Source organism: Lysobacter sp. cf310, from assembly GCF_900114355.1.
Taxonomy (GTDB): domain Bacteria; phylum Pseudomonadota; class Gammaproteobacteria; order Xanthomonadales; family Xanthomonadaceae; genus Lysobacter.
The window spans coordinates 496871-520050 of sequence record NZ_FOSS01000004.1 but is presented as its reverse complement, the minus strand read 5'-3'; the positions used below and the strand labels follow the sequence as shown (position 1 = coordinate 520050).

Here is a 23180-nt window from a genome sequence, read left to right as displayed (position 1 = left end):
GCGTCGCACCGTCCTTCGGAGCCAGACCGCATGAACCTCGCCGCGCACCGGATCTCCAGCGAACGCTGGGTCGTCGCCGCCCTGCTGAGCCTGCTGCTGGCGACCCTGCCGGCGGTGGCGGTGGGCGCGTATCTGCCGACCGCGTTCGCGCCCAGCGTCGCCCTGGCGATCGCGCTGGCCCTGGCGGCCTTCGCCACGCCCTGGCTGGCGCGCCGGCTGCCCGCCGAATGGGACGGACTGCGCCGCGCGCATCCGATCTGGAGCGCGCTGTGGCTGCTGATCGCGCTGGCCGCGATCGCGCGCACCGCCGGCGTCGCCTTGTTCATGCTCGACCCCGCGCAGGCGCAGGCCTCGGCCTACTGGTTCGACGAGTTCTACGTGCGCCACAACTGCTTCTCCGGCATGTGGAAGGCCGCCGGCCTGGCCGCGCAGGGCGTGCCCAACCTCTACGACCCCGAGCACTACGCCGGCATGGAAGGCCGCTTCAAGCTCGACGACTTCCTCTACCTGCCGCAGTTCCTGATACTGCCGCGCGCCGGCCTGGCGGTGAGCGACGGCTTCATCGAGCTGCGCGCGCTGTGGTTCGCGATCGAGGGCGCGGTGCTGGCCGCCAGCGTGTTCGTGCTCGGGCGCTGGATCGGCGGCGCCGCCGGGCGCCGCGTCGCTCTGCTGATGCCGGCGCTGTGGCTGAGCACGCCGGTGCTGCTGACCCTGCAGCTGGGCAATTTCCAGATCGCCGCGATCGCGATGTCGCTGCTGGCGATGATGCTGTTCTGGCGCGACCGCCCGATCGCCGGCGGCGCCCTGCTCGGCTTCGCCGTGTTCAAGCTGTTCCCCGGTCTGCTCGGCCTGTACCTGCTGGCCGCACGGCGCTGGCGCGAGGCGGCGTGGACGATCGCGTTCGCCGCGCTGTACAGCGTGATCGCGATGCTCTGGCTGGGTACGGCGCCGTTCGAGGCCTTCTTCCAGTTCCAGGCGCCGCGCATCCTCAGCAACGAGTCCTGGGCCTTCCTGTGGCTGGACGGACTGGAACCGGTGGTGGCGATCAACGATTCGGTGCCCGGCCTGACCCTGAAGCTGGAGCTGCTGGGCGTGGGCGGCATGACGCCGGCGGTGGAGAAGGCGGTGTCCTGGGTCTGGACGCTGGCGGTGTTCGCGCTGGCGATCTTCGCCGCGCGCCGGGCGTCGAGAATGTCGCGGCTGGAACTGGTCTCGACCTGGCTGGCGCTGCTGGCCCTGGCCGCCTACCGCAGCCCCTTCGTGCCCGACCACAACGGCCTGTTCGCGCCGATCTGGCTGTGGCTGCTGGTCGCCGCAGGCAGCCGCCTGCAGCCGCCGCGCATCGTCGCGCTGGCCATCGCCTACCTCGCGCTGAGCGCGGTGCTGCCGTTCGGCGGCATGCCCCTGCCCGAACTGATGGGCCGTCTGGCGCTGTCCAGCTTCAGCCAGTTCGTCGCGCTGGGCCTGTGCCTGTGGGTGGTGCTGCGTCGGCCGCAGGGAGAGCCGGTCGCACGCGCATCGACAGCGCCGAGTCCGGCGCTGTCGATGGGGTGAGCGAGCCCGGCGTTACTCGCTCAGCTGCCTCTGCAGCTGCAGCAAGAGCTTGATCGACGGGCGACCGCGTGGGTCGGCTAGGCGCTTACCGCGACCTGCCAGTGATCCGGCCCCAGCGCCTGCCAGTCGATTTCCACCGGCAGGAACTTCTCGATCAGGCGCGCGTTGCTGCTCAGGTGCTCGCTGATCGTGGTGGTGGTGAACGCGCCGCCGCCGGCCAGGGCCATCGGCAGCAGCAACTGATCGCTCAGGTGCTCGCTCACACAGGCCGGCGAATCCAGATAGACCCGGACCTCGTCGGCGAGCTTGCGCGCGATCTGCTCGGCCAGCACGCCGCGCTCGCCGTGACCGGTGAAGGTCTCGCAGTGCGCGGCGTGGCGCACCTGCACGCTCAAGGCGTTGCCCGGGCCGATCGCCGGACGCACCTGGTGCAGGTCCAGCTCGCTCTCGCCCAGGCCCAGACGCTCGCCCACCACGTCCAGCTCGCGGCGGCCGATAGCGGCCGATAGCCCCGACAGCAGCGCGGTCGCGCGCACCGACTCGCGCTCGCCGCGCGCATCGAATACGCAGCGCTGCAGGCGCGCGCCGGGCTGGACCGTGGCGTGCAGCACGCCGCCGCCGGCCGGGTAGAAGCCGTGGCGCTCCAGGCGCAGCGATGCGTCCACGCCGATCTTGCGCAGGGCCGGCAGGTAGCTGTCGGCGATGAAGTCGGCGCTGGGCGCGAGCGGATTGTGGGTACCGCCCTCCAGCCGCAGTTGCGAGGGCGCGTCGCAAGCCCACAGCGCGGGCAACACCGTCTGCAGCACCAGCGTGGTCGAGCCGGCGGTGCCGGTGGCGAAGCGATAGTCGCCCGGCACGACCTGGCCCGGCTCGAAGCGCAGGCGGGTCGCGCCCAGGTCGACGCCGTGCACGAAGGCGCGGCCGACGGTCGCGGCCGCGTTGACGGCGGTGAGGTGCTGGCGCATCAGGCCGGGGCGCGAACGCTGGGCGCGAATGTGCTGCATGGTGAAGCCGATGCCCGTGCATAGGCTCAGGCTCAAGGCGGTGCGCAGCAGTTGCCCGCCGCCCGCCGAGCCGTCCAGTTCGATCATGTCCATTGCCAATTCCGAATAACGATGCGGACGGGGCCCGCCCCGTCCGTTTCCATGTAAATACCGTGTCGCCCGTGGGCGACGCGCTCAACCCTTGACGCACACCACCTGACGCAGCGTATGCACGATCTCGACCAGGTCGCTCTGCGCGGCCATCACGGCTTCGATCGGCTTGTACGCGGCCGGCGACTCGTCGACCACCTCCGCGTCCTTGCGGCATTCCACGTGCGCGGTCGCTTTGACGTGATCGGCCACGCTGATCAGCTTGCGCGCCTGGGTACGGCTCATCACCCGGCCCGCGCCATGGCTGCAGCTATGGAAGCTGTCGGCATTGCCCAGGCCGCGCACGATGAAGCTCTTCGCGCCCATGCTGCCGGGGATGATGCCCAACTCGCCCTTGCGCGCGCTGACCGCGCCCTTGCGGGTCACGAACACGTCCTTGCCGAAGTGCTGCTCGCGGTTGACGTAGTTGTGGTGGCAGTTCACCGCCTCGGCCGCGGCCTCGAAAGGCTTGGCGATCACCTGACGCGCGGCCGCGACCACGTGCTGCATCATGATCTCGCGGTTGATGCGCGCGTAACGCTGCGCCCAGTCGACCGCGAACACGTAGTCCGCGTAATGCTCGCTGCCTTCGGGCAGGTACGCCAGGTCCTGATCGGGCAGGTTGATCATCCACCGGCGCATGTCCTGCTTGGCCAGCTCGATGAAGTGGGTGCCGATCGCGTTGCCGACGCCGCGCGAGCCGGAGTGCAGCATGAACCACACACGCTGCTCCTCGTCCAGACAGACCTCGACGAAATGGTTGCCGGTGCCCAGGGTTCCCAGATGGTTGAGGTTGTTGGTGTTCTTCAGGCGCGGGTGGCGCTCGCAGATGCGCTGGAAATCGGCGACCAGCTGCGACCAGCCCTCGATCGCGCGCTCGGGCGGGTTCTGCCAGGCGCCCTTGTCGCGCACGCCGCGGCCGGCGGTGCGGCCGTGCGGCACCGCGCGCTCGATCGCGCTGCGCAGGCCGGCCAGATCGTCCGGCAGGTCGCTCGCGATCAGGCTGGTGCGCGCGGCGATCATGCCGCAGCCGATGTCGACGCCGACCGCGGCCGGCACGATCGCGCCGATGGTCGGCACCACCGAGCCCACGGTCGCGCCCTTGCCCAGATGCACGTCCGGCATCACCGCGATCCAGCGGTGGATGAAGGGCAGCTTGGCGATGTTCTGCAACTGCTGGCGCGCCTCGTCCTCCAGCGGCACGCCGCGCGTCCACAGCTTGATCGGGGCGGAGCCGGGCTCCTGGATGACGTCGTAATTCTGGGTGCTCATGGCCTTCACTCTATTCGTTGGTGGTACCGCGCCGTGGCGCCGGGCCGGTGGCCGCCGCCTTGGCGCGCCGTTCCGGCCGGCCCGGCTGGCCCCATTGCCAGCCAGGCGCCGCTGCCTGCTCGCACCCGCCGGAATCCGCCGGGTGCTCAGGTACTAGAGCAATCGCCATGCCAACTTCGCGCCGACGCGATATCCAATTGATATTGAAGGACTATTTTCGATATCTGGGCGGATGGAATCCGGTAGCCATCTGAATTTCGTATATTCTCGGCGCGTCTCTTATAGGAATGGATATGCGCAAGCGCCAGGTCGTGATCGGCATGCTCGGCACCACGCTGGACAGTGGTACCGGGCCCGGGCGCTGGGAGAAATGGCGGCCGACGGTGTCGCTGGGCATGCACCAGGACTTCCTGCTCGACCGCCTGGAACTGCTGCTGGACCAGCGCCGCTACGGCAAGCTCGCCGCGACCGTGCGCGAGGACCTGGGCCAGGCCTCGCCGGAGACGCAAGTCCGCATCCACGACACCTATCTGGCCGACCCCTGGGACTTCGAAGGCGTGTACGCGGCGCTGCACGATTTCCTGGCCGGCTACGAGTTCAAGCCGGAGGAAGAGGACTACTACGTCCACATCACCACCGGCACCCACGTCAGCCAGATCTGCTGGTTCCTGCTGACCGAGAGCCGGCACTTCCCAGGCCGCCTGCTGCAGACCTCGCCGCCGCGCAAGCAGGGCGGCGCCGATCCGGGCACCTACGCGGTGATCGACCTGGACCTGTCGCGCTACGACCTGATCGCGCAGCGCTTCCAGCAACAACAGCTGCACGACCGCGACCTGCTCAAGAGCGGCATCGCCACCCGCAACGCCGCCTTCAACCGCATGATCGAGCAGATCGAAACCGTGGCCACGCGCTCGCGCGCGCCGATGCTGCTGATGGGCCCGACCGGCGCCGGCAAGAGCCAGCTGGCCAAGCGCGTGTTCGAGCTGAAGAAGCTCAAGCACCAGCTGCCCGGCCAGTTCGTCGAGGTCAACTGCGCGACCCTGCGCGGCGACGGCGCGATGAGCTCGCTGTTCGGCCACGTCAAAGGCGCCTATACCGGCGCGGCCGGCGACCGCGCCGGCCTGCTGCGCTCGGCCCATCGCGGCCTGCTGTTCCTGGACGAGATCGGCGAGCTGGGCCTGGACGAACAGGCGATGCTGCTGCGCGCGCTGGAAGAGAAGCGCTTTCTGCCGGTGGGCAGCGACAAGGAGGTCGAAAGCGACTTCCAGCTGATCGCCGGCACCAACCGCGACCTGCACGAGGCGGTGCAGCAGGGCCGTTTCCGCGACGACCTGCTGGCGCGCCTGAACCTGTGGACCTACCGCCTGCCCGGCCTGGCCGAGCGCGCCGAGGACATCGAGCCGAATCTGGATTTCGAGCTCGAACGCTGGTCGCGCGAGCAGCACCAGCGCGTGACCTTCAACCGCGAGGCGCGCGAGCGCTACCTGCGCTACGCCACCAGCGCCGAGGCCGCCTGGAGCGGCAACTTCCGCGACCTGGGCGCCTCGGTGATGCGCATGGCGACCCTGGCCAACGCCGGGCGCATCCAGACCGCGCAAGTCGAAGAGGAAATCGAGCGCCTGCGCCGGCTGTGGCGTTCGGGCCGGCCGCTGTCGCCGCTGCAGGCCCTGCTGGGCCAGCGCTGGGACGAGTTGGACCGCTTCGACCGCGTGCAACTGGAAGACGTGGCGCGCGTGTGCGCACGCGCGAAATCGCTGTCGCAGGCCGGACGCGAGCTGTTCGCGGTCTCGCGCAGCCAGCGCGCCAGCACCAACGACGCCGACCGCCTGCGCAAATACCTGGGGCGCTACGGGCTGGACTGGGAACAGCTGCGCGAGGCCGCGGCCAGCCTCGTCCGACACGATACGGAGCGGTAAAAGCCGCGCATATCCGGTGCCTTTCGGACGCGTCTGTAAACGTTGCCAGCGCGCATTCATCCGCCGTTTTGTTCGGCGAATACGCCGCAAACCCTTTGTTTACAAGCATTTAACAGGCATGACTTTCGTCGCGACCGTGCACGAACCGCAGAGTTCCTAAACTTTCAAGTACAAAATTCAGCTTCGATTGAATCGGCGCTTGGATACTGCGCCACATCCGAATCACAAGAGCCGCCCCACCCCGAGGCGCCGCGATTCGGACGCACAAAACCAATAAGAGGCTGAGACCTTTATGAAGCGCACTTTGCTTGCCCTGACCCTGCTCGCCGCCCTGCCGTTCGCCGCCTCCGCGGCCGAGGGCGTGTCCTACACCTACGTCGAAGGCGGTTACGCCAAGACCAACACCGATGGCGGCGACGCCGACGGCTGGGCCCTGAACGGCTCGGGCGCGATCGCCGACAACTTCCACATCTTCGGCGGCTACAGCAAGCAGGAGATCGACAACACCAATATCGACTTCGACCAGTGGCGCGTCGGCCTGGGCTACAACCACGAGCTGAACTCGCGCGTTGACCTGCTGACCCGCGTGGCCTACGAGAAGTTCGACGCCGGCCAGGGTCTGGACTTCAACGGCTACAGCGTCGAAGCCGGCGTCAACGGCACGCTGACCCCGAACATCCAGGGTTATGCGCTGGCCGGTTACGAGGACTACGAGAAGTCGGACGGCGAGTTCTACGGCCGCGTCGGCGCTCTGGTCAAGTTCAACGACACCTGGGGCGTGAACGGCGACGTCAAGTTCGTCGACGGCGATACCCAGTTCTTCGTTGGCCCGCGCGTCAGCTTCTAAGCGCGAGCGCGTCACCCCGTACCAATCGCGATTTTTCTCTCTCTCCCCCGAACGTCGCGATCGAGCCCGGCCCCGGCCGGGCTCTTTTTTTGCGCCGAACCGGTTAAACCCCATTCCAAAGGCGGTCACACGGAATCTGTGTTGCCTTTGGCAGTTGTGGGGATGTGAATGTTTCGTTATCGTGCGCCCCGCCGCATTGCGGCATGGACGCAAACCAAACATCAGGATTGAGAATTCATGAAGAAGCAACTCGTGCTGGCAGCGCTGCTGGCCACCGCCCCGTTCGTCGCCTCGGCCGAGGGCCTGAGCTATTCCTACGTCGAAGGCGGCTACACCCGCGTTGACGTCGACACCGGCGTCGCCGGCTTCGATCCGGAGCTGGACGGCGGCTACATCCGCGGCTCGGTCGAGCTGGGCGAAAACTTCACCGTCTTCGGTCACTACAGCAAGACCCAGGACGATGTCCGCGTCAACGGCATCCCCGGCACCTTCGACACCGACTTCGAAACCGCCGAAATCGGTTTCGGCTACCACGCCGACATCAGCGACCGCGCCGACTTCATCGCCGAGCTGTCGTACCTGCGTCAGGAAATCTCGGTCGAGAACAGCAGCGGCGAAGGCAAGGGCGGCAAGCTCAACCTCGGTATCCGCGGCGAGATGACCGACAACCTGGAAGGCTGGGTCAAGGCCGGCTACATCGACGGCGGCGACTTCGAAGGCGACTTCGTCGGCACCCTCGGCGGCCAGTACAAGTTCAACCAGACCTGGGGCGTCGTGGCCGAGGTCGAGTTCGTCGAAGACACCACGCAGTACATGATCGGCGCTCGCGCCAGCTTCTGATCCAGCGTAGCGGTCGAACGACAAGAGAAAGCCCGGCATGCCGGGCTTTTTCTTTGGGCGATCGACAGGCGCGCAAGCGCCCTGGCGCGTGGGACGCGGTGAGCCGCGGGCATCGCCGCGGCCTGCTCAGTCCCCGCTATCGTCCTGCGCTTCCTCCTGCGCCTCCGCCGGCACGCGCTCCAGCAGTTCGCGCAGCGACTGTTCGACATCGCGCTCCAACTGCTTGCGGGTGATCGTCGCGGCGCTGGCCAGGTCCAGTTCCTCGCAGGCAACCGAACGCGGCTCGTCGTGGCAGACCTTGCGGATGCCGGCCAGGAGCTGGTCGTCGCCGCTGTTGTGATAGGCCTCGACCACGTTGCCGCAGCCCTCGCGCACGTGCATCGCGCACACGCGATCGTAGTAGCCGGCCGCGCGCGCCCAGTCGCCGCCGAGCGCGGCGGTGTGGCCGGCGCCCATGCAGGCCGACATCGAGCCGCTCGCGCAGCAGGCCTCGACGCTGGCGCCGGCGGCGAGCGCGCAGTGGTCGACGCGGTAGGGCGTTTCGATGATCCGGTCGCTGGCGATCGGCAGCGGCACCGCCGCGCAGGTCTCGGGCATGCCGCGCAGATAGACGGTGAATCGGGTCCAGTCGTCCATGCCGACCAGGGTGTCGTCGCCCAGCCAGCGCAGCACGAAGTCGTCGCCCTTGTCGTGGCGCACCAGCACCTGGTCCTCGCGCAGGCGATAGCGCATGGTCGCTTCGCCGTCGCTGGAGGCGGCCACCGCGCGGTCGTCGCCGAAACGGAACACGTCGAACAAGCCGCCGGCGCCGCTGGCGTAGGTGCCACAGGGCTGCTGCGGCTTGCGCCGCGCGGGCGCGTCGCTGAGCGCGATCACCTTCAGGCCCTGCGCATGCTCGCAGGCCTGCGCGTCCAGGCGCCATTCGCAGGCGGCGACCAGGGTGTCGCGCGCGCTGGCGTAGCGGCCGGCGATCCAGTCCTGCTCGGCCAGCGCGGTGCAGGCCTTGGCCGAGCGCGCTTCGCGGCAGCCCGCGCGCAAGGCGGCCAGTTCCGGCGCCGATACCGCCGCGGTGCGGAACAGGTACAGCGGCGCGTTCGGATCCTTGGGGGCGAGCGCCTTGGCCCATTCTTCGCAGGCGTAGGGGCTGGCGTCCTGCCGGCAATACGCCTCCAAGCGCTTGGCGCGCTGATCGTCCGGCGTCTCGCGGTCGTAGGCGAGCTCGCCGACACAGGCCTGGATGTCGCCGGCGGCGCAGGCCAGGCGATCCTGCTCGGCCTCGGGCGTGCCCTGCGGCGCGTTCGCGACACCCGCGCCCAGCGTGGGGACGCAGACCGCGGGCGCGCTGCGGCGATAGGTCAGCGCCTGGCTGCGCATGCGGTCGGGTTGCAGCACCAGCCGCTCGCCGTCGGCCTCGATGCGGTAGACGTCGAGCAGCGGGCTGTCGGCGTGACGCATCAACAAGGTGTCGCCGTCGATGCGGTAGCGCCAGGCGCTGGTGCTGACAAAGCCCTGGCGGTCGCGCGCGCTCACGCTGTTGCCGGCGAAGCTCAGCAGCGGCGCGTATTCGTCGTCGGGGCGATACTCGCCGCAGGGCGGCACGGCGGCACGGGCGGGCGCGGAAAAACACAGCAGCAGCGGCAGAACCGCGAGTAGCGCGCGCATCGGAAGTCCGTTTCGGCGGGGGAGGCGCGCTAGTGTGGCCTCGGCCGGCGCTCAGGCCAAGCCGGACGACGGCGCAGCCACGCGCCGCGCGATGCCGCACTCAGCCGAACAGTTCGTGCGGGTATTCGGGCTTCTGTTCGCGCGCGAGCAACTGGCGCAGGCCGTCGGCGGGCGTGATCGTGCCGTGCAGCACGGCCTGGACCGCGCTGGAGATCGGCAGTTCGATGCCGTGGCGTTCGGCCTGGCGCATGACTTCGTCGGCGGTCTGCACCGATTCGACCACCTGGCCGATCTCGCGCACCGCCGCTTCGATGCTCTGGCCGCGTCCCAGCGCCAGGCCGAGGCGACGATTGCGCGACAGGTCGCCGGTGCAGGTCAGGACCAGATCGCCGAGGCCGGCCAGACCCATCAGGGTTTCCGGCTGGCCGCCGATGGCGTGGTTGAGGCGCAGCATCTCGTTGAGGCCGCGGGTGATCAGGCCGGCGCGGGCGTTGAGGCCCAGTTGCATGCCGTCGGCGACGCCGGTGGCGACCGCGAGCACGTTCTTCATCGCGCCGCCGAGTTCGGCGCCGAGCATGTCGTCGCCGGTGTAGGCGCGGAAGGTCGGGCCATGCAGCACGCCGGCGACCGCACGCGCGAAGGCGGCATCGTCGGAGTGCACGGTCAGTGCGGTCGGCAGGCCCTGCGCGACTTCCTTGGCGAAGGACGGGCCGGTGACCACGGCCAGCGGCACGTCGTCGCCCAGCACTTCGGCCGCGACTTCGTGCAGGAAGCGGCCGCTGCCGGGTTCGAAGCCCTTGGTCGCCCAGGCCACGCCGGCCCGCGCCGGACGATGCGGCGCGAGCGCGCGCAAGGTTTCGGCGAAGGCGTGCGAGGGCACCACCACCAGCACCAGATCGGCGCCGGCCAGCGCGGTCGCCATGTCGGCGGTCGCGCGCAGCGTGTCCGGCAGGGCGATGCCCGGCAGGTAACGCGGGTTTTCGTGTTGCGATTCGATCGCCGCGACGCCGTCGGCGTCGCGGCCCCACAGCACGGTCGGGTGACCGTGCCGCGCGATCAGGGCGGCGAGCGCGGTGCCCCAGGAGCCCGCGCCCAATACCGCCACGCGCAGCGAGGCATCATCGGAATTCGTGTCCGTGCCCATGCCGTGGTCCGATCGCGGGCGGCCCTCAGGCGTTGCCCGCGGTCTCCGCGTCGGCCAGACCGCCCTGCTGCTGCGAGGCGCGCTGACGCAGGCCTTCGGCGTACAGGGCGTCGAAGTTGATCGGCTGCAGGAAGAACGGCGGGAAGCCGCCGGACTGGATCAGGTCGCTGATCAGCTGGCGCGCGTACGGGTACAGCACGTTCGGGCAATGGGTGCCCAGCATGCCGTCCAGGGTGGCCTCGTCGAAACCGGCCAGGCCGAACACGCCGGCCTGCTTCACTTCGGCCAGGTACATCGGCTTGTCGCCGGCGCTGCAGGTCAGGGTGATGCCCAGCACGACTTCGAAGGCGGCGTCGTTGAGGCGCTGCACGCTCTGGTTGAGGTTCATCTGCAGCTGCGGCTGCGCGGTCTCGTTGAACACCGCCGGCGCGCCGGGGACTTCGAAGGAGACGTCCTTCACGTAGATCTTTTCGACCGTGAACGCCGGACCGGCGGCTTCGACCGGCGCGACGGCGCCGTTGACGTTTTCTTCGGACATCGGATGACTCCAGCGGTGTTAAGTGTTTGATGATGCGGTCGAAACCGCGGAAAGAGGCCGATTATGGCATGCGTGCGAACCACGCCCCGCGTTCAGGCGTGGGGGCGCCGCGCGCCGCACGCAAGGGGCCGCCGCGCACGGCGGCCGCCGCGCGGCGGGATCAGGCGCGGCCCTTGACCAGCGGCAGATCGGCCTGCTGCCAGGCCTGCACGCCGCCATCGAGCCAGTAGACCTGCTCGAAGCCGGCCTTCTTCAGGCGCTTGGCGGCGTCGGCCGAGGCCTGGCCGTTGCGGCAGACCATGACCACCGGCAGCGACTTGGCGCTGGCCAGCAGCTTGTTCTCGGGATCGAACTGGCCGGGCGAGACCGAACGGCTGCCGGCGATGTGGCCCTTCTCGAAATCGCCGGTCGCCGACAGGTCGACCACCAGCGCGTTCTCGCGGTTGATCAGGCCGGTCAGCTCGGCCGGGCGCAGGGCCTTGTAGCCGCGGAACAGGCGCGCGCCTTCCGTGTAGACCAGCGCGACGGTGAGGCCGACCAGACCCATCGACAGGAACATGTGGCGGCTGCCGAAGGCGAGCAGTTCTTCTAGGGTCACAGGATCACGGGGACGACGGATGGGGGCGCGATTGTCGCCCACGGCGGCGGGCGGCGCAAAAAAGCCGGGGCGAGCCCGTCGCGACGGGCCCTGGCGGGGTTTACATGCCGTCCCAGAGGTCCGGCAGCCCCGAGGTCAGCCACCAGGTCTTGGCGATCGGGTCCCAGCGCCATTCCTCGCGGTAGCGCACGGTGCGCTCGGCCTGGGTGTGGCGGTTGATCACGCCGATCTCGATGTCGCGCACGGCCAGGCCGCGTTCCTTGTCCAGGCTGGAGCCGACGTCGCGGTAGGACGACACCTGCACCTGCTTGTAGCGCTCCAACTCCAGCGCGGTGACCGGGTGGGCCTTGCGGTAGATCGGATCGATCAGGTTCTGCGCCTGTTCGAACTCGCCCCAGCGCACCGCGCCGGACCAGGCGTACTGGTTGCGTTCGAGTTCGTTGGTCTTCTTGCTGGCCAGGGCGCCGCCGGCGACCGCGCACAGGCACAGCAGCAGCAGGACTTTCAACAGGCGCATCGGGTGTCTCCAGCAAGGGACCGCGTCGGCCGACATGCTAGCCGGTTCCGCGTCCGGTGTTGTGTCGCGCGCCTCAGCCGCGCGCGATGGCGACGTAGCGGGCGGTGAAGTCGGTCGCGACCCCGCCCTCGGGCAGGCGCACGCGCGCCACCAGGCCGGTGCGGGCGCGTCCGCGCTCGCGCAGGGTGCTCAGGAAGCTGTCCCAGTCGGCGTCGGCGGCGAGCTCGGCGTCGACGTCGATGTCGGCGTACAGGGGGGCGAGGTAGCGGATCTGGCTGTCGGCCACATAAACGTCGGCGTCGATGCCGGCCTGTTCCAGGCGCAGCGAGACCAGCCCCCACGAGGCCAGGGTCATCATCGAAGCCAGGCTGCCGCCGAAGGCGCAGCCCTTGTCGTTGACGTGCTGGGCCAGCGGCGCGTGCAGGCGCAGGCGCTGGCCGTCGTAGTCGGCGACGTTGAGCTGCATCGCCGCCACCGGCGGCATCGATTGATAGTGGTGACGCAGGCGTTGCAGGGCTTCTTCGAGGCTCATGGGGCACGCGTTGGGGGAGGCGGACGGGATGCCGCGGCCTGCGCGGCTATGCCAAGCTGCCGGCATGCGTCCGCACACACCGCCACAACCGCCGCGATGGTACGTGATCTCGCTACGGCCCAGCGGCGCGCACGCGGCCCTGCGCCGGGCCGCGGCGCGGCTGGGCGCCGACTTCATCGCGCTGTCGCCGTGGCGTTGGCGCCGACGCGACGACGAGGCCGCGCGCGCCGCCCTGGCGGCCGCGCTGAGCGCGCCCTACGCGGTGTTCACCAGTCCCGAAGCGGTGCGCGCCGCGCACGCCTTGCGGCCGCTGCGCGACGACGGCCGGCGCGAATGGTTCGCGGTCGGCGCCGGCAGCGCGGCGGCCTTGCGCCGGGCCGGCATCGCGCGCGTGCAGGCGCCGCGGCGGATGGACAGCGAAGGCCTGCTCGCCCTGCTCGATAGCCGCGAACTGGCCGGCCACGCGCTCGGCCTGATCACCGCCCCCGGCGGCCGCGGCCTGCTCACCCCGGAATTGCAGGCGCGCGGCGCGCGGGTGCTGCGCGCCGACGTCTATGCGCGCGAGCCGATCGCGCCCGCGGCGCGCGCGATCGCGCGGCTGCGCGCGCTGGACGCGCCGGCGGTGCTGGCCCTGTCCAGCGGCGAAGCGTTGCAGCGCGTGCTGGAAACCCTGCCCGACGACGCCGCGCGCGCCCTGCGCGGCGCCACCGCGCTGGCCGCCAGCCCGCGCCTGGGCGAGCTCGCCCGCGGACTGGGTTTCGCCCGGGTCCGGGTCGCCGCCGGCCCGCGTCCGCGCGAGCTGCTGGCGGTGGTGCCGGACGAGTTGCGTGGATCCGCATGACTTGCGAGCACGGGCCTTCCGGTAGCATGGCGGTGTCATGAGCGCCTCCCCCGATTCTTCCGCCCCGGCCTCCCCCACCTCCCGGCCCGCCTCCGACGTGTCCTCTCCCTCGCCCGCCCCCCGACGTTCCTCTTACTCCTGGCTGTGGTTGCTGTTGCTCGCCTTGCTCGCGGCCGGCGGCTGGTACGCCTGGCAACAACTGCAGGTGCGCGCCGCGCGCGAACGCGCCGCGGTCGCCGACGCCGACCTGCGCCTGGACGCGCTGGACGAACGCATCAACGCGCTGCGCAACGACCAGCGTTCGCAGAACCGCCGCCTGCAGCAGGCCGACACCACCAACCGCGTGCTGCGCGACGAACTGCACGGCATCGGCACGCGCGCCAGCCTGATCGAAGACAGCGTGTCCAAGCTCGCCGATCCGGACCGCCACGGCGCCCAGGCCCTGCGCCTGGACGAAACCGAACTGCTGCTGACCCTGGGCCAGCAACGCCTGCAGATCGCCGGCGACCTGGCCGGCGCGCGCCGCGCCTATGCGCTGGCCGGCGGCGTGCTCGACGGCATCGACGACCCCGCCTACCTGAGCCTGCGCCAGACCCTGATGCAGGAGCGCGCCGCGCTGGACGCGCTGGGCATCGACCCGCGCGTGCGCGCGATGGCCGAGCTGGACGCGTTCGCGCGCACGCTGAGCCTGGCGCCGGTGCGCGACGCCCAACCCGCGGCGCCGCGCGCGCCGTGGTGGCAGCGCGCGTTCGGCAACATCGTCGACATCCAGCCCAGCGACGGCGCGGTCGCGCTGCGCCCGGCCGATCGCGCGATCGCGCTGGCCGGCCTGCAACTGGAAATTTCGCTCGCGCGCGCCGCCGCCGAACGTCGCGACGACGCCGGCTACCGCAATGCGCTGGCCCGTGCCGACGGCTGGCTGCAACGCCTGGCGCCGGCCTCGGCCGCGCAGACGCGTCAGCGCGACACCCTGAAATCGCTGGCCGCCATGCCGCTTTCACCGACGGTTCCCACGCTGGGCAGCACACTGCAGCAACTGCGCCAGTTGCGCACCACGCGCTGAGGAGCCCGGATGAATCTGTTCCGCAACCTGCTGTTCTGGATCGTGCTGGCCCTGGCCGGCGCCCTGGTCGCGCAACTGCTGGTGCAGGACCCCGGTTACGTGTTGGTGCGCTACGGCGGCAACGACTACACCACCAACGTCCCCAAGGCGATCCTGATCGCGGGCGCCACCCTGATCGGCCTGTGGCTGGCCTGGAAGGTGCTGTCGCTGCCGTTCGCGGCGGTGCGCCGGCATCGCAAGAAGCAGGCGCGCGCGCGTTTGATCGACGGTCTGGATGCGCTGCATCAGGGCCATTGGTCGCGCGCCGAAAAATCCCTGGCCCTGGCCGCGCGCAGCGACGACGTCGCCGCGATCGCGCACGTCGGCGCCGCCCAGGCCGCGGCCGCGCGCGGCGATGCCGCCGCCAGCGCGCAACACCTGGACAGCCTGGGCAGCAGCGGCTACCCGACCGCGCGTGCGCTGGCCGCGGCCGAACTGGCGCTGGCCGAGGACCGCGCCGACGACGCCCTGGCCGCGCTGGACGCGCCCGCCGCGCAGCCGCTGCCGCCGCGCGGCCTGATCCTGCGCGCCCGCGCACTGGCTGCGTTGGGGTGTGCCGGCGAGGCCTACGGGCTGCTCGGCCCGCTGCGCCAGCAGCAGGCCGTGCCGGCCGATCGTCTGAGCCGTCTGGAAGCGCAGTGGGCCGAGGCTTCGCTGCGCGAAGCCGCCGACGCCAACGTGCTGGCCGATCGTTGGGAAGCGCTGCCCAAACCGCTCAAGAGCGAACCGGCGGCGGTCGCCGCCTACGCCGAACGCGCCGCCGCGCTGCGCTGGGAAGAGGCCGCGGCCAAGAGCCTGGAGCAGGCGCTGGACACGCGTTGGGACGAATCCCTGGCCGCGCTCTACGGCCGCCTGCCGATCGGCCGCCTCGACGCGCGCCGCGGCAATGCCGAGCGCTGGCTGTCCGCGCACCCGGCCAGCCCGGCGCTGCTGGTCACGCTGGCGCGTCTGGCCCGTGCCCAGGGCCAATGGCCGCAGGCCGAGGCCTATCTGCACCGCGCGCTCGCCCAGGGCGCCAACAGCGAGGCCTGGGAAGAGCTGGGCCACGGTTTCGCCGCCGCCGGCGACGATGCGCGCGCGCGCCTGAGCTACGCCAATGCCCTGCTCGCCGCGCGCGGCGAGGCCACCCGCGAACTGCCGGGGCGCGATCTGCGCCAGAAGATTTTCGACGAGGCCGTGGTCGAGGAACGCGACGAACACGGCATGCCGCGCCTGCGCGGCTGAAGTTCGCGCTGAGCGCGGCGGGCGCCGCGCTCAGCGGCCGCCGACGTAGGTCGGCAGGGTCGCCAGGAACTCGCTGCCGCAACCTTTGAAGCGCGAGTACACCGGGCCGATGTGGCTGGGCGTCAGGATCCGCGCCATGCCCAAGCCGCCGATCAACAGCCCCAACATGATCAGGGCGCCGGCCAGGATCACCCAGCCGCGTTCCATGTCCACGCCCGCGAACATCAGCGCCATGCCCACCGGCACGCTGGCCCAGGCGATGCCCAGGCCGATCCGGCGCCGGCGCAGGTGGCGTTCGCACAGGCCGGCGCCGACGCGCGTGTGCTTGCGCACCATCGCCGCGACCACCGCATAGATCAGCAGGTTCAACAGGATCAGCAGGTACCAGGCCGGCGTGTGCCAGTAGTAGCGCCGATGCTTGACCGGTTCGAGCGCGGGCGCATTGCACTTGATGCAGCGCGACGGCAGTTTGCACTCCGCGCGCACCACCAGCACCGAACCTTCGCGCCAGCAGTCGCCGTCGAGCACGACCCGGGTCGGGGCGACATACAGCGGCGCCTTCGGCGCCTCATATGGATTGAACGCGGTCATCGGATCCCCTGTGGCTGGCGATTCGGCGCGCCGCTGGCCGCGATCCGCGCCGGTGGACGCGCGCCATCCCCATGACTGCGCGTCGTGCCTGCGAAGAGGATACGGGGCCGCGCCGCGGCTTGCCTAGCCGGGCGCGAGCAAACCGCGGTATACGGCAAGATCCTCGGCCGAATAGCAGCAGAAGAGCGTGCGCGGTGGCTGCGCCTGCGCGGCCAAGGCCGTCGTCACCGTCGCGATCGCGATGCGCGCGGCGGCTTCGATCGGGTAGCCGTAGATGCCGGTGCTGATCGAGGGGAACGCGATCGAGCGCAGCGCGTGCCGCTGCGCCAGCTCCAGCGCATTGCGATAGCACGCGGCCAGGGTGTCGGCCTCGCCGTGCTCGCCGCCGCGCCAGACCGGCCCGACGGTGTGGATCACATGGCGCGCGGGCAGCCGATAACCGCGCGTGAGCTTGGCCTCGCCGGGTTTGCAGCCGCCGAGCAGTCGGCATTCGGCAACCAGGTCGGGACCGGCCGCACGATGGATCGCGCCATCGACGCCGCCGCCGCCCAATAGCGAGCTGTTGGCGGCATTGACGATGGCGTCGACGTCCAGGGTGACGATGTTGGCCTGGATCGCTTCGAGGGACATGCCGGCGCTCCTGCGTGAAAAACTCGATGCCCGTTAACGCAGCGGGAGCGGCGTGAGTCGCGAGGGCGCCGGGCGCCGATCGCGGCTCACGCCGCTCCCGCAGGAAGCAGGACGCGTGCGGGCGAGGCTCAGCGCTCGAGGATCGCCACCACGCCCATGCCGCCGGCGGTGCAGATCGAGATCAGGCAACGGCCGCCGCCGCGCTGCTTGAGCTCCTTGGCGGCGGTGGCGACGATGCGTGCGCCGGTGGCCGCGAACGGATGGCCGGCCGCCAGCGAGGAACCGTTGGGATTGATCTTGGCCGGGTCGATGCGGCCCAGCGGCGCGTCCAGACCCAGGCGGTTCTTGCAGTAGTCCTCGCTCTCCCAGGCGCGCAGCGTGCACAGCACCTGCGCGGCGAAGGCCTCGTGGATCTCGTAGAAATCGAAGTCCTGCAAGGTCAGGCCGTTGCGCTTGAGCATCTCCGGCACCGCCACGGTCGGGGCCATCAGCAGGCCCTCGCCGTGCACGAAGTCGACCGCCGCCACCTGCGAGTCGCGCAGGTAGCACAGCACTTCGTGGTTGTGCGCTTGCGCCCATTCTTCCGAGGCCAGCAGGCAGGCCGCCGCGCCGTCGGTGAGCGGCGTCGAATTGGCCGCGGTCAGGGTGCCGCGCCCGGAGACCTTGTCGAAGGCCGGCTTCAGCGTGGCCAGCTTTTCCAGGCTGCTGTCGGCGCGCAGATTGTTGTCGCGCGAGACGCCGCGGAAGCTCACCACCAGGTCCTCGAAGAAACCGCGCTCGTAGGCGGCGGCCAGCTTCTGGTGCGAGGACAGCGCCCACTCGTCCTGCGAGTCGCGCGAGATGTTCCACTCCTTGGCCATGTCCTCGCAGTGGTCGCCCATGCTTTTGCCGGTGCGCGGCTCGGCCACGCCCGGGAACTCGGGCTTGAGCTCGCGGAAATGGAAACCCTTGAACGCGGCCAGCTTGTCCTTGGTGGTCTTGGCGCGCGCGGCCTCGAGCAGACGGCGGCGCAGGCGCTTGCCGTACACGATCGGCACGTCCGAGGTGGTGTCGGAACCGCCGCCGATGCCGACCTCGATCTGGCCGGTGGCGATCTTGTTGCCGATGGTCACGATCGAATCCAGCGAGGTGCCGCAGGCGCGCTGCAGGGTGATGCCCGGCGTCAGCGGCGACAGCCCCGAGGACAGCGCGGCCTCGCGGCCGAGGTTCCAGTCGCTGCTGTGCTTGATCACCGCGCCCATCGCGACCTCGCCCAGCTGCTGGCCGTGCAGGCCGAACTTCTCGACCAGGGCGCCGAGCGTCCGTACCGACATGCCGAGATTGCCGACGTCCGCGTAGGCGGTGTTCTGGCGGCAGAACGGAATGCGAACGCCACCGAGCACGGCGACGGGACGGACAGGACGCATCGGGATACCTCGGGTTGGCGGGACAGCGGGAAGGCGGGTGAAGCTCGAGACCGGCCCGCAGCATCATCGCGGGCATAATGGCGCAGTGTAGCGCCGCCTCCGCGCGCAACCAAACGCCAGCGTATCCAAGCCCGACGATGACCTCAGACGCCAGCCACCGCCCAGCGCCTCCCGCCCCGCTGCACGTGCTCGGCGCGCTTGCGCTGGAGCTCCGGGGCGACGCCGCCGTGGCCCGCCACGCCCTGTCCCAGGCCCAGGTCGGGCCGCTGGCCGACCTGATCGCGCGCGATCTGGCCGGCTTCGCGCCCCAGGCCGCGGCGCTGGAGCTGGTCGTCGTCGGCGCCCATTACGACCCGGTCGAGGTGCTGCGCCCGGGCTGGCCGCTGCACCACGAGCTCGACCAGTTGGCCGCGCGCGCGCCCGGCCGACGCGAGGCCGAGGGCCGGATCGTGGCCTTCGGCGCCCACGAGGACCGCCTGCCCGGCACCCTGCCGCCCTCGCCCGACTTCGCCGGCGGCCCGCTGCGGCTGGTGCCGTTCCTGCTCGGCGGCGACCCCGACATCGCCGCGCGCGTGGGCGACGCCTTCGAAACCAGCCTGCTCGAACGCGGCATGGCCGGCGCCGACACCGCCCTGGCCGCGCAGGAGGCGTTCGGCCTGCAGGTCGAGCACGCGCGCTACCTGACCGTGCACGACCTGGCCGCGATGATGGCCATGCAGTACGAGCACGCCGGCCTGGCGCCGCTGTGGCCGATCCTGGAAACCGCGCTGCTGCAGCCCGACGGCGAGGAATGGCTGGACGCGCCGCCGGAGCCGTTGATCCATTACGCCGACGGCGAAGCGCGGATCGCGATGTTCTCGCCGCCGGCCTGGCATGCGCGCTACGCGCCCGAAGCGCCCTGCGACAGCGACGACTGCCGCGCCCAGCTCAATCGCCGCTACCAGCATTTCGAGGCGCGCCTGCGCCAGATCGCCGCGGTGCTGGGCGCGCACGGCGTGCCGGTGACCTTCGTGCATTGCGAAGACGGTGAGCAGGCGCGCGATCAGCTTTGAAGCGCGCCCGAGCCGGCGCGCTCAGCTTTTGCCGAACTCGCTTTCGAAGATCGCGTAACCCGCATCGTCCATGGCCAGCGCCCGGTAAGTGCTTTGCGCGGCGGTGTTGGCGCGCTCCACGTACAGACGCAAGCCGATCACGCCCGGCGTGGCCTGCGCCAGCGCGGCGACGTGGCCGTGCATGGCCTGGTACACGCCCTGGCGGCGATGCTCGGGGGCGACGTAGACGCTCTGGATCCACCACCAGTCGCCGTTGCGCCAGTCGCTCCACTCGTGGGTGAACATCAAGGTGCCGGCGGCAACCGCGATGGTTTCGCGGCCGGCGACCTCGACCTCGCGCATGGCCACGAAATAGCGCGCCTTGGCCGCGTCGGCCAGGCCGGCTTCGACGCCGGCGCGCACGGTGTCCGGATCCAGCCGCTTGTGCTCGGTTTCCCAGGCCATCGCGATCATCCAGTCGGCGATCAGATCGCGGTCGGCGGGTGCGGCGTCGCGGATGCGCAGACGGGTCATGGCGGTGGGTCTAGGCAGGGGCGGACAGGATAAGCGCGCGCCGCGGCTATGCGGCGCGCGCTGCATGACGACGGCGACGCGCGGCGCCGCCGATCACCGAACTCAGTGCGACACCGAGATCACGCCGCAAGCCACGCGCGCGCCGGCGTTGCCGGCCGGCTGGCTCACGTAGTCGTCGGGCGCCGCATGCACCACCACCGCGCGACCGGCGATGTCGTTGCCGGCGCCGCCGCCCAGGGTCACGGCGCGCGCGTGCGCGTCGACCTTGGCCACGCCGTCGGCATCGGCGACCAGGTTGTCCATGTCGCCGCCGTGGTGGCTGCCGCTGTCGACCTTGCCGTGCGCGCTCATGCCCGGATTGAAATGGCCGCCGGCGCTGCTGGCATCGACCGCGCTGCAATCGCCCTTCTCGTGGATGTGGATCGCATGCACGCTGCCCGGCGCGAAACCGCCGATCACGCCGGTCAGGCGCACGCCGTCGGCGGTGGGCACGATCTGGACCTTGCCGCTGACCAGACTGCCCGAGGCCGAGGCCAGGATCGCCTGCCCGGACTGCGCGGTGGACACCGGCTTGGGCGGCGGCGGCGCGGTTTTCTTCGGCGCCGAACCGCAGGCGGTCAGAACCACGGCGGTGACGGCGATCAGGGCGGTGCGGGCGGCGGTGTTCATGGCGACTCCTGGGGACGAGCGGATGCGTTGGATGACGAATGGAATGGCGACGCCGGCACGCTAGCGCGGTGCCGGTTCAGCGACGGTGAAACTAGCTGCGCTTGCGGCCGGAGCCGAGCTTGCGGGTCAGCGTGTTGCGGCCCAGGCCCAGGCGCGCCGCGGCTTCGCTGCGGCGGCCGCCGGTGTGCTCCAGCGCGGCTTCCAGCAAGGCGCGGTCGAAGCGGTCGCGCGCATGCGCATGGATGTCCTGCGCGCCTTCGGCCAGTTGCGCGCGCACCCACACGGCCAGGCGCGCGTCCCAGTCGTCGTCGCCGCGCGCGGTCGCCTGGGTGGCCAGCACCTCGTCCAGATCGGCGCGGCTGATGCTGTCGCCGGGCGCCAGCGCGGCCAGGCGCCAACACACGTTCTCCAGCTCGCGCACGTTGCCGGGCCAGTCGTGCGCCTGCAGCCGCTCCAGGGCCGCCTTCGACAGGCGCTTGGGCGCGGCCGCGAACTTGGCCGCGGCCGCGGCCAGGAAGCGCTCGGCGAGCTGGCCGATGTCGGCGCGACGCTCGCGCAGCGGCGGCAGGCGCAGGCGCACCACGTCCAGGCGATGCAGCAGATCGGCGCGGAAGCGGCCCTCGCCGACCAGCGCCTCCAGGTCCTGATGGGTGGCAGCGATCACGCGCACGTCGACGCGGATCAGCTCGCGGCCGCCGACGCGGAAGAACTCGCCCTCGGCCAGCACGCGCAGCAAGCGCGTCTGCAACGGCAGCGGCATGTCGCCGATCTCGTCCAGGAACAGGCTGCCGCCGTCGGCCTGTTCGAAGCGGCCGATGTGGCGACGCTGGGCACCGGTGAAGGCGCCGGCTTCGTGGCCGAACAATTCGCTTTCCAGCAGCTCGGCCGGAATCGCGGCGGTGTTGAGCGCCACGAACGGGCGCTGCGCGCGCGGCGATTCGCGGTGCAGCGCGCGCGCGACCAGCTCCTTGCCGGTGCCGGTCTCGCCGGTGATCAGCACCGACAGCGGCGCCTGCGCGAGCCGGCCGATCGCGCGGAACAGCGTGCGCATCGCCGGCGTGTCGCCGATCAAGGCATCGGCCGCGGCCGCGTCGGCGGCTTCGGCCGGTGCCGGCGCGCCGCGTTCGGCGCCGAGCGCGCGCGCGGCCAGCGCCACCGCGTCGTCGAGATCGAAAGGCTTGGACAAGAACTCATGCGCGCCGCCGCGGAACGCACCGGCGGTGCTGGCGACGTCGGTGTAGGCGCTCATCACGATCACCGGCAGCTGCGGCGCGGCGGCCTTGAGCTTGTCCAGCAGGACCAGGCCGTCGTCGCCGGGCATGCGCACGTCGGTGAACAACAGCTCCGGCGCGCCGCGCAGCGCCAGCGCATCCAGCACGTCCTGCGCGTTCTCGAAACCGTCGACCGCGTAGCCGGCCTCGCGCAAGGCGGTGGCCAGCACGAAGCGCACGCTGCGGTCGTCGTCCACCACCCAGACCCGGGCCGGCGCGGAAGTGGCGTTCATTCGGACACAGCCTCCGGTTCAATCGGCATCGGCAGCAGCAGGGTGAATACCGTATGGCCCGGCCGCGAACGGTAGGCCAGGGAACCGCGGTGCTCGCGCGCGACCTGCTGCGCAAGCGCCAGGCCCAGACCGCTGCCCTCGGCGCGGCCCGACACCAGCGGCAGGAACAACTGTTCGGCCAGTTCTTCGGGCACGCCACGGCCGTCGTCGCCGATCTCCAGGCGCAGCGCGATCGCGTGCACGGCATCGGCGATGCGCACGCTGTGTTCGGCGCGCGTGCGCAGGGTCACCTGGGTCGCGCCGGCCTCGATCGCATTGCGCACCAGGTTCCACACCGCCTGCATCAGGCGGTCGGCGTCGCCGGCGAACTCGGGCAGGCTGGGATCGTAATCGCGCACCAGCCGCACCGCCCAGCCGGCCTCGCTTTCGGCCAGGCGCAGCACGCGTTCGAGCACCGCATGGATATTGAGCGCCGCATGCGCGCGCGGCGGCGCCGGCGTGAGCAGCTGATCCAGCAGCGCGGTCAGGCGATCGACTTCGCTGCCGATCAGGGCGACCAGCTCGCGCGAGTCGCCGTTGCCCGCATTGCCGTGATCGAGCCGGCGCGCCAGCAGCTGCGCCGCGCCCTTCACGCCCGCGAGCGGATTGCGCAATTCGTGCGCCAGCCCCTTCAACGACGCCGACAAGGCCGAGGGCAGCAACAAGGCCGGATCGTCGCCCGGGAACTCGTCGACCGGGTGCACCTCCAGCAACCAACCGCCGTCGTCGAGCCGGCTCAGCCACAGGTCGGCGAAGCGCTCCTCGCCATCGGCATAGCGCAGGCGGGTGCGGCGCAAGCGCAGCGACTCGTCCATCGTGGTGCGTGCCAGCGCCGCGGCCAGCCGCCCGTCGCCCGCATCCAGCCCGGCCAGCGGCCAGCCCGGCAAACGCCGCGCGCTGACCCCGAGCCAGCGCGAAAACGCCGCGTTGCAGCCCAGGATCGCCCCGCCGGCATCGCTCCAGGCGAGCGGGGTGGTGAGGCTGTCCAGGGCCGGGGCGGGGATGGAATCGGGGGGCATTGCACCATCTTAGTGCAAGTTCGAGCGGGTTCACCCC

The 23180-nt window shown here is 70.9% G+C and carries 23 protein-coding genes; 8 read left to right on the top strand and 15 right to left on the bottom strand.

Annotated elements, in window-relative coordinates; genetic code table 11:
• The first annotated feature begins 30 nt into the window (after positions 1 to 30).
• The gene (locus BMZ45_RS16820; protein WP_175489121.1) at positions 31 to 1554 is read left to right on the top strand and encodes a glycosyltransferase family 87 protein; all 1524 of its coding nucleotides are present in this window, start codon (positions 31 to 33) and stop codon (positions 1552 to 1554) included.
• Positions 1555 to 1631: 77 nt separating this feature from the next.
• Here BMZ45_RS16820 and rtcA read toward each other — a convergent pair whose 3' ends face one another.
• Together rtcA and BMZ45_RS16810 are read right to left on the bottom strand one after the other, a co-directional pair.
• The gene (rtcA, locus tag BMZ45_RS16815) at positions 1632 to 2651 is read right to left on the bottom strand and encodes an RNA 3'-terminal phosphate cyclase (RefSeq protein ID WP_091637666.1); all 1020 of its coding nucleotides are present in this window, start codon (positions 2649 to 2651) and stop codon (positions 1632 to 1634) included.
• 81 nt (positions 2652 to 2732) lie between these two features.
• On the bottom strand, positions 2733 to 3959 hold the full coding sequence (locus tag BMZ45_RS16810; protein ID WP_091637665.1) for an RtcB family protein: 1227 nt from the start codon (positions 3957 to 3959) through the stop codon (positions 2733 to 2735).
• 293 nt (positions 3960 to 4252) lie between these two features.
• Here BMZ45_RS16810 and rtcR point away from each other — a divergent pair, with 293 nt between their 5' ends.
• The 3 genes from rtcR to BMZ45_RS16795 all read left to right on the top strand — a co-directional run bounded on the left by rtcR (position 4253) and on the right by BMZ45_RS16795 (position 7562).
• Complete coding sequence (gene rtcR, locus BMZ45_RS16805) at positions 4253 to 5875, top strand: RNA repair transcriptional activator RtcR (protein ID WP_091637664.1); 1623 nt, start codon at positions 4253 to 4255, stop codon at positions 5873 to 5875.
• A gap of 292 nt (positions 5876 to 6167) precedes the next feature.
• On the top strand, positions 6168 to 6722 hold the full coding sequence (locus BMZ45_RS16800; RefSeq protein WP_057161581.1) for an OmpO family porin: 555 nt from the start codon (positions 6168 to 6170) through the stop codon (positions 6720 to 6722).
• A gap of 237 nt (positions 6723 to 6959) precedes the next feature.
• The gene (locus BMZ45_RS16795; protein ID WP_057161580.1) at positions 6960 to 7562 is read left to right on the top strand and encodes an outer membrane beta-barrel protein; all 603 of its coding nucleotides are present in this window, start codon (positions 6960 to 6962) and stop codon (positions 7560 to 7562) included.
• A 126-nt stretch (positions 7563 to 7688) separates the two neighbouring features.
• On the opposite strand, the gene BMZ45_RS16790 is transcribed toward BMZ45_RS16795, so the two are convergent.
• From BMZ45_RS16790 to BMZ45_RS16765, 6 genes are all read right to left on the bottom strand, one after another.
• A complete protein-coding gene (locus BMZ45_RS16790; protein ID WP_091637663.1) occupies positions 7689 to 9224 on the bottom strand; it encodes a hypothetical protein in 1536 nt (511 codons plus the stop codon).
• Positions 9225 to 9324: 100 nt separating this feature from the next.
• Positions 9325 to 10368, bottom strand: a complete 1044-nt coding sequence (locus tag BMZ45_RS16785) for an NAD(P)H-dependent glycerol-3-phosphate dehydrogenase (RefSeq protein WP_091637662.1) — start codon at positions 10366 to 10368, stop codon at positions 9325 to 9327.
• A gap of 25 nt (positions 10369 to 10393) precedes the next feature.
• Positions 10394 to 10906 carry a protein-export chaperone SecB gene (gene secB / locus BMZ45_RS16780; protein WP_091637661.1) on the bottom strand — a complete coding sequence of 171 codons (513 nt, stop codon included), beginning with the start codon at positions 10904 to 10906 and terminating at the stop codon, positions 10394 to 10396.
• Positions 10907 to 11066: 160 nt separating this feature from the next.
• Positions 11067 to 11504: a rhodanese-like domain-containing protein gene (locus BMZ45_RS16775; RefSeq protein WP_091637660.1), complete on the bottom strand. Its 438-nt coding sequence runs from the start codon at positions 11502 to 11504 to the stop codon at positions 11067 to 11069.
• A gap of 100 nt (positions 11505 to 11604) precedes the next feature.
• Entirely contained in the window at positions 11605 to 12021 is a 417-nt protein-coding gene (locus BMZ45_RS16770) for a hypothetical protein (RefSeq protein WP_091637659.1), read from the bottom strand.
• A gap of 73 nt (positions 12022 to 12094) precedes the next feature.
• Positions 12095 to 12553: a YiiD C-terminal domain-containing protein gene (locus BMZ45_RS16765; protein WP_091637658.1), complete on the bottom strand. Its 459-nt coding sequence runs from the start codon at positions 12551 to 12553 to the stop codon at positions 12095 to 12097.
• Positions 12554 to 12656: 103 nt separating this feature from the next.
• Here BMZ45_RS16765 and BMZ45_RS16760 point away from each other — a divergent pair, with 103 nt between their 5' ends.
• The 3 genes from BMZ45_RS16760 to BMZ45_RS16750 are packed head-to-tail and all read left to right on the top strand — an operon-like array spanning position 12657 to position 15720.
• Entirely contained in the window at positions 12657 to 13394 is a 738-nt protein-coding gene (locus tag BMZ45_RS16760; protein WP_254776672.1) for a uroporphyrinogen-III synthase, read from the top strand.
• 37 nt (positions 13395 to 13431) lie between these two features.
• Complete coding sequence (locus BMZ45_RS16755) at positions 13432 to 14457, top strand: uroporphyrinogen-III C-methyltransferase (protein ID WP_091637656.1); 1026 nt, start codon at positions 13432 to 13434, stop codon at positions 14455 to 14457.
• 9 nt (positions 14458 to 14466) lie between these two features.
• Entirely contained in the window at positions 14467 to 15720 is a 1254-nt protein-coding gene (locus tag BMZ45_RS16750; protein ID WP_091637655.1) for a heme biosynthesis HemY N-terminal domain-containing protein, read from the top strand.
• Between the two features lie 30 nt (positions 15721 to 15750).
• Here the strand turns inward: BMZ45_RS16750 and BMZ45_RS16745 are convergent, their stop codons facing one another.
• The 3 genes from BMZ45_RS16745 to BMZ45_RS16735 all read right to left on the bottom strand — a co-directional run bounded on the left by BMZ45_RS16745 (position 15751) and on the right by BMZ45_RS16735 (position 18347).
• A complete protein-coding gene (locus BMZ45_RS16745; protein WP_091637654.1) occupies positions 15751 to 16311 on the bottom strand; it encodes a hypothetical protein in 561 nt (186 codons plus the stop codon).
• Positions 16312 to 16434: 123 nt separating this feature from the next.
• Positions 16435 to 16941 carry an O-acetyl-ADP-ribose deacetylase gene (locus BMZ45_RS16740; RefSeq protein ID WP_091637653.1) on the bottom strand — a complete coding sequence of 169 codons (507 nt, stop codon included), beginning with the start codon at positions 16939 to 16941 and terminating at the stop codon, positions 16435 to 16437.
• A 128-nt stretch (positions 16942 to 17069) separates the two neighbouring features.
• The gene (locus tag BMZ45_RS16735; RefSeq protein WP_091637652.1) at positions 17070 to 18347 is read right to left on the bottom strand and encodes an acetyl-CoA C-acetyltransferase; all 1278 of its coding nucleotides are present in this window, start codon (positions 18345 to 18347) and stop codon (positions 17070 to 17072) included.
• A 137-nt stretch (positions 18348 to 18484) separates the two neighbouring features.
• On the opposite strand from BMZ45_RS16735, the gene BMZ45_RS16730 reads away from it, so the two are divergent.
• On the top strand, positions 18485 to 19399 hold the full coding sequence (locus tag BMZ45_RS16730) for a hypothetical protein (RefSeq protein ID WP_091637651.1): 915 nt from the start codon (positions 18485 to 18487) through the stop codon (positions 19397 to 19399).
• Between the two features lie 21 nt (positions 19400 to 19420).
• Here the strand turns inward: BMZ45_RS16730 and BMZ45_RS16725 are convergent, their stop codons facing one another.
• The 4 genes from BMZ45_RS16725 to BMZ45_RS16710 all read right to left on the bottom strand — a co-directional run bounded on the left by BMZ45_RS16725 (position 19421) and on the right by BMZ45_RS16710 (position 23143).
• Complete coding sequence (locus tag BMZ45_RS16725) at positions 19421 to 19912, bottom strand: GNAT family N-acetyltransferase (RefSeq protein ID WP_091637650.1); 492 nt, start codon at positions 19910 to 19912, stop codon at positions 19421 to 19423.
• Positions 19913 to 20014: 102 nt separating this feature from the next.
• Positions 20015 to 20581, bottom strand: a complete 567-nt coding sequence (locus BMZ45_RS16720) for a superoxide dismutase family protein (RefSeq protein ID WP_091637649.1) — start codon at positions 20579 to 20581, stop codon at positions 20015 to 20017.
• A 91-nt stretch (positions 20582 to 20672) separates the two neighbouring features.
• Positions 20673 to 22085, bottom strand: coding sequence for a nitrogen regulation protein NR(I) (gene ntrC / locus BMZ45_RS16715; RefSeq protein ID WP_091637648.1), 1413 nt, complete (start codon positions 22083 to 22085; stop codon positions 20673 to 20675).
• Entirely contained in the window at positions 22082 to 23143 is a 1062-nt protein-coding gene (locus BMZ45_RS16710; RefSeq protein ID WP_091637647.1) for a two-component system sensor histidine kinase NtrB, read from the bottom strand. Before BMZ45_RS16710 ends, ntrC begins: the two co-directional genes overlap by 4 nt.
• Positions 23144 to 23180: the final 37 nt, after the last annotated feature.

Bases quoted from the DNA above. Each gene is read 5' to 3' on its own strand.
- BMZ45_RS16820 (WP_175489121.1), top strand. From the start codon at position 31: ATGAACCTCGCCGCGCACCGGATCTCCAGCGAACGCTGGGTCGTCGCC.
- rtcA (WP_091637666.1), bottom strand. From the start codon at position 2,651: ATGGACATGATCGAACTGGACGGCTCGGCGGGCGGCGGGCAACTGCTG.
- BMZ45_RS16810 (WP_091637665.1), bottom strand. From the start codon at position 3,959: ATGAGCACCCAGAATTACGACGTCATCCAGGAGCCCGGCTCCGCCCCG.
- rtcR (WP_091637664.1), top strand. From the start codon at position 4,253: ATGCGCAAGCGCCAGGTCGTGATCGGCATGCTCGGCACCACGCTGGAC.
- BMZ45_RS16800 (WP_057161581.1), top strand. From the start codon at position 6,168: ATGAAGCGCACTTTGCTTGCCCTGACCCTGCTCGCCGCCCTGCCGTTC.
- BMZ45_RS16795 (WP_057161580.1), top strand. From the start codon at position 6,960: ATGAAGAAGCAACTCGTGCTGGCAGCGCTGCTGGCCACCGCCCCGTTC.
- BMZ45_RS16790 (WP_091637663.1), bottom strand. From the start codon at position 9,224: ATGCGCGCGCTACTCGCGGTTCTGCCGCTGCTGCTGTGTTTTTCCGCG.
- BMZ45_RS16785 (WP_091637662.1), bottom strand. From the start codon at position 10,368: ATGGGCACGGACACGAATTCCGATGATGCCTCGCTGCGCGTGGCGGTA.
- secB (WP_091637661.1), bottom strand. From the start codon at position 10,906: ATGTCCGAAGAAAACGTCAACGGCGCCGTCGCGCCGGTCGAAGCCGCC.
- BMZ45_RS16770 (WP_091637659.1), bottom strand. From the start codon at position 12,021: ATGCGCCTGTTGAAAGTCCTGCTGCTGCTGTGCCTGTGCGCGGTCGCC.
- BMZ45_RS16765 (WP_091637658.1), bottom strand. From the start codon at position 12,553: ATGAGCCTCGAAGAAGCCCTGCAACGCCTGCGTCACCACTATCAATCG.
- BMZ45_RS16755 (WP_091637656.1), top strand. From the start codon at position 13,432: ATGAGCGCCTCCCCCGATTCTTCCGCCCCGGCCTCCCCCACCTCCCGG.
- BMZ45_RS16750 (WP_091637655.1), top strand. From the start codon at position 14,467: ATGAATCTGTTCCGCAACCTGCTGTTCTGGATCGTGCTGGCCCTGGCC.
- BMZ45_RS16745 (WP_091637654.1), bottom strand. From the start codon at position 16,311: ATGACCGCGTTCAATCCATATGAGGCGCCGAAGGCGCCGCTGTATGTC.
- BMZ45_RS16740 (WP_091637653.1), bottom strand. From the start codon at position 16,941: ATGTCCCTCGAAGCGATCCAGGCCAACATCGTCACCCTGGACGTCGAC.
- BMZ45_RS16735 (WP_091637652.1), bottom strand. From the start codon at position 18,347: ATGCGTCCTGTCCGTCCCGTCGCCGTGCTCGGTGGCGTTCGCATTCCG.
- BMZ45_RS16730 (WP_091637651.1), top strand. From the start codon at position 18,485: ATGACCTCAGACGCCAGCCACCGCCCAGCGCCTCCCGCCCCGCTGCAC.
- BMZ45_RS16725 (WP_091637650.1), bottom strand. From the start codon at position 19,912: ATGACCCGTCTGCGCATCCGCGACGCCGCACCCGCCGACCGCGATCTG.
- BMZ45_RS16720 (WP_091637649.1), bottom strand. From the start codon at position 20,581: ATGAACACCGCCGCCCGCACCGCCCTGATCGCCGTCACCGCCGTGGTT.
- ntrC (WP_091637648.1), bottom strand. From the start codon at position 22,085: ATGAACGCCACTTCCGCGCCGGCCCGGGTCTGGGTGGTGGACGACGAC.
- BMZ45_RS16710 (WP_091637647.1), bottom strand. From the start codon at position 23,143: ATGCCCCCCGATTCCATCCCCGCCCCGGCCCTGGACAGCCTCACCACC.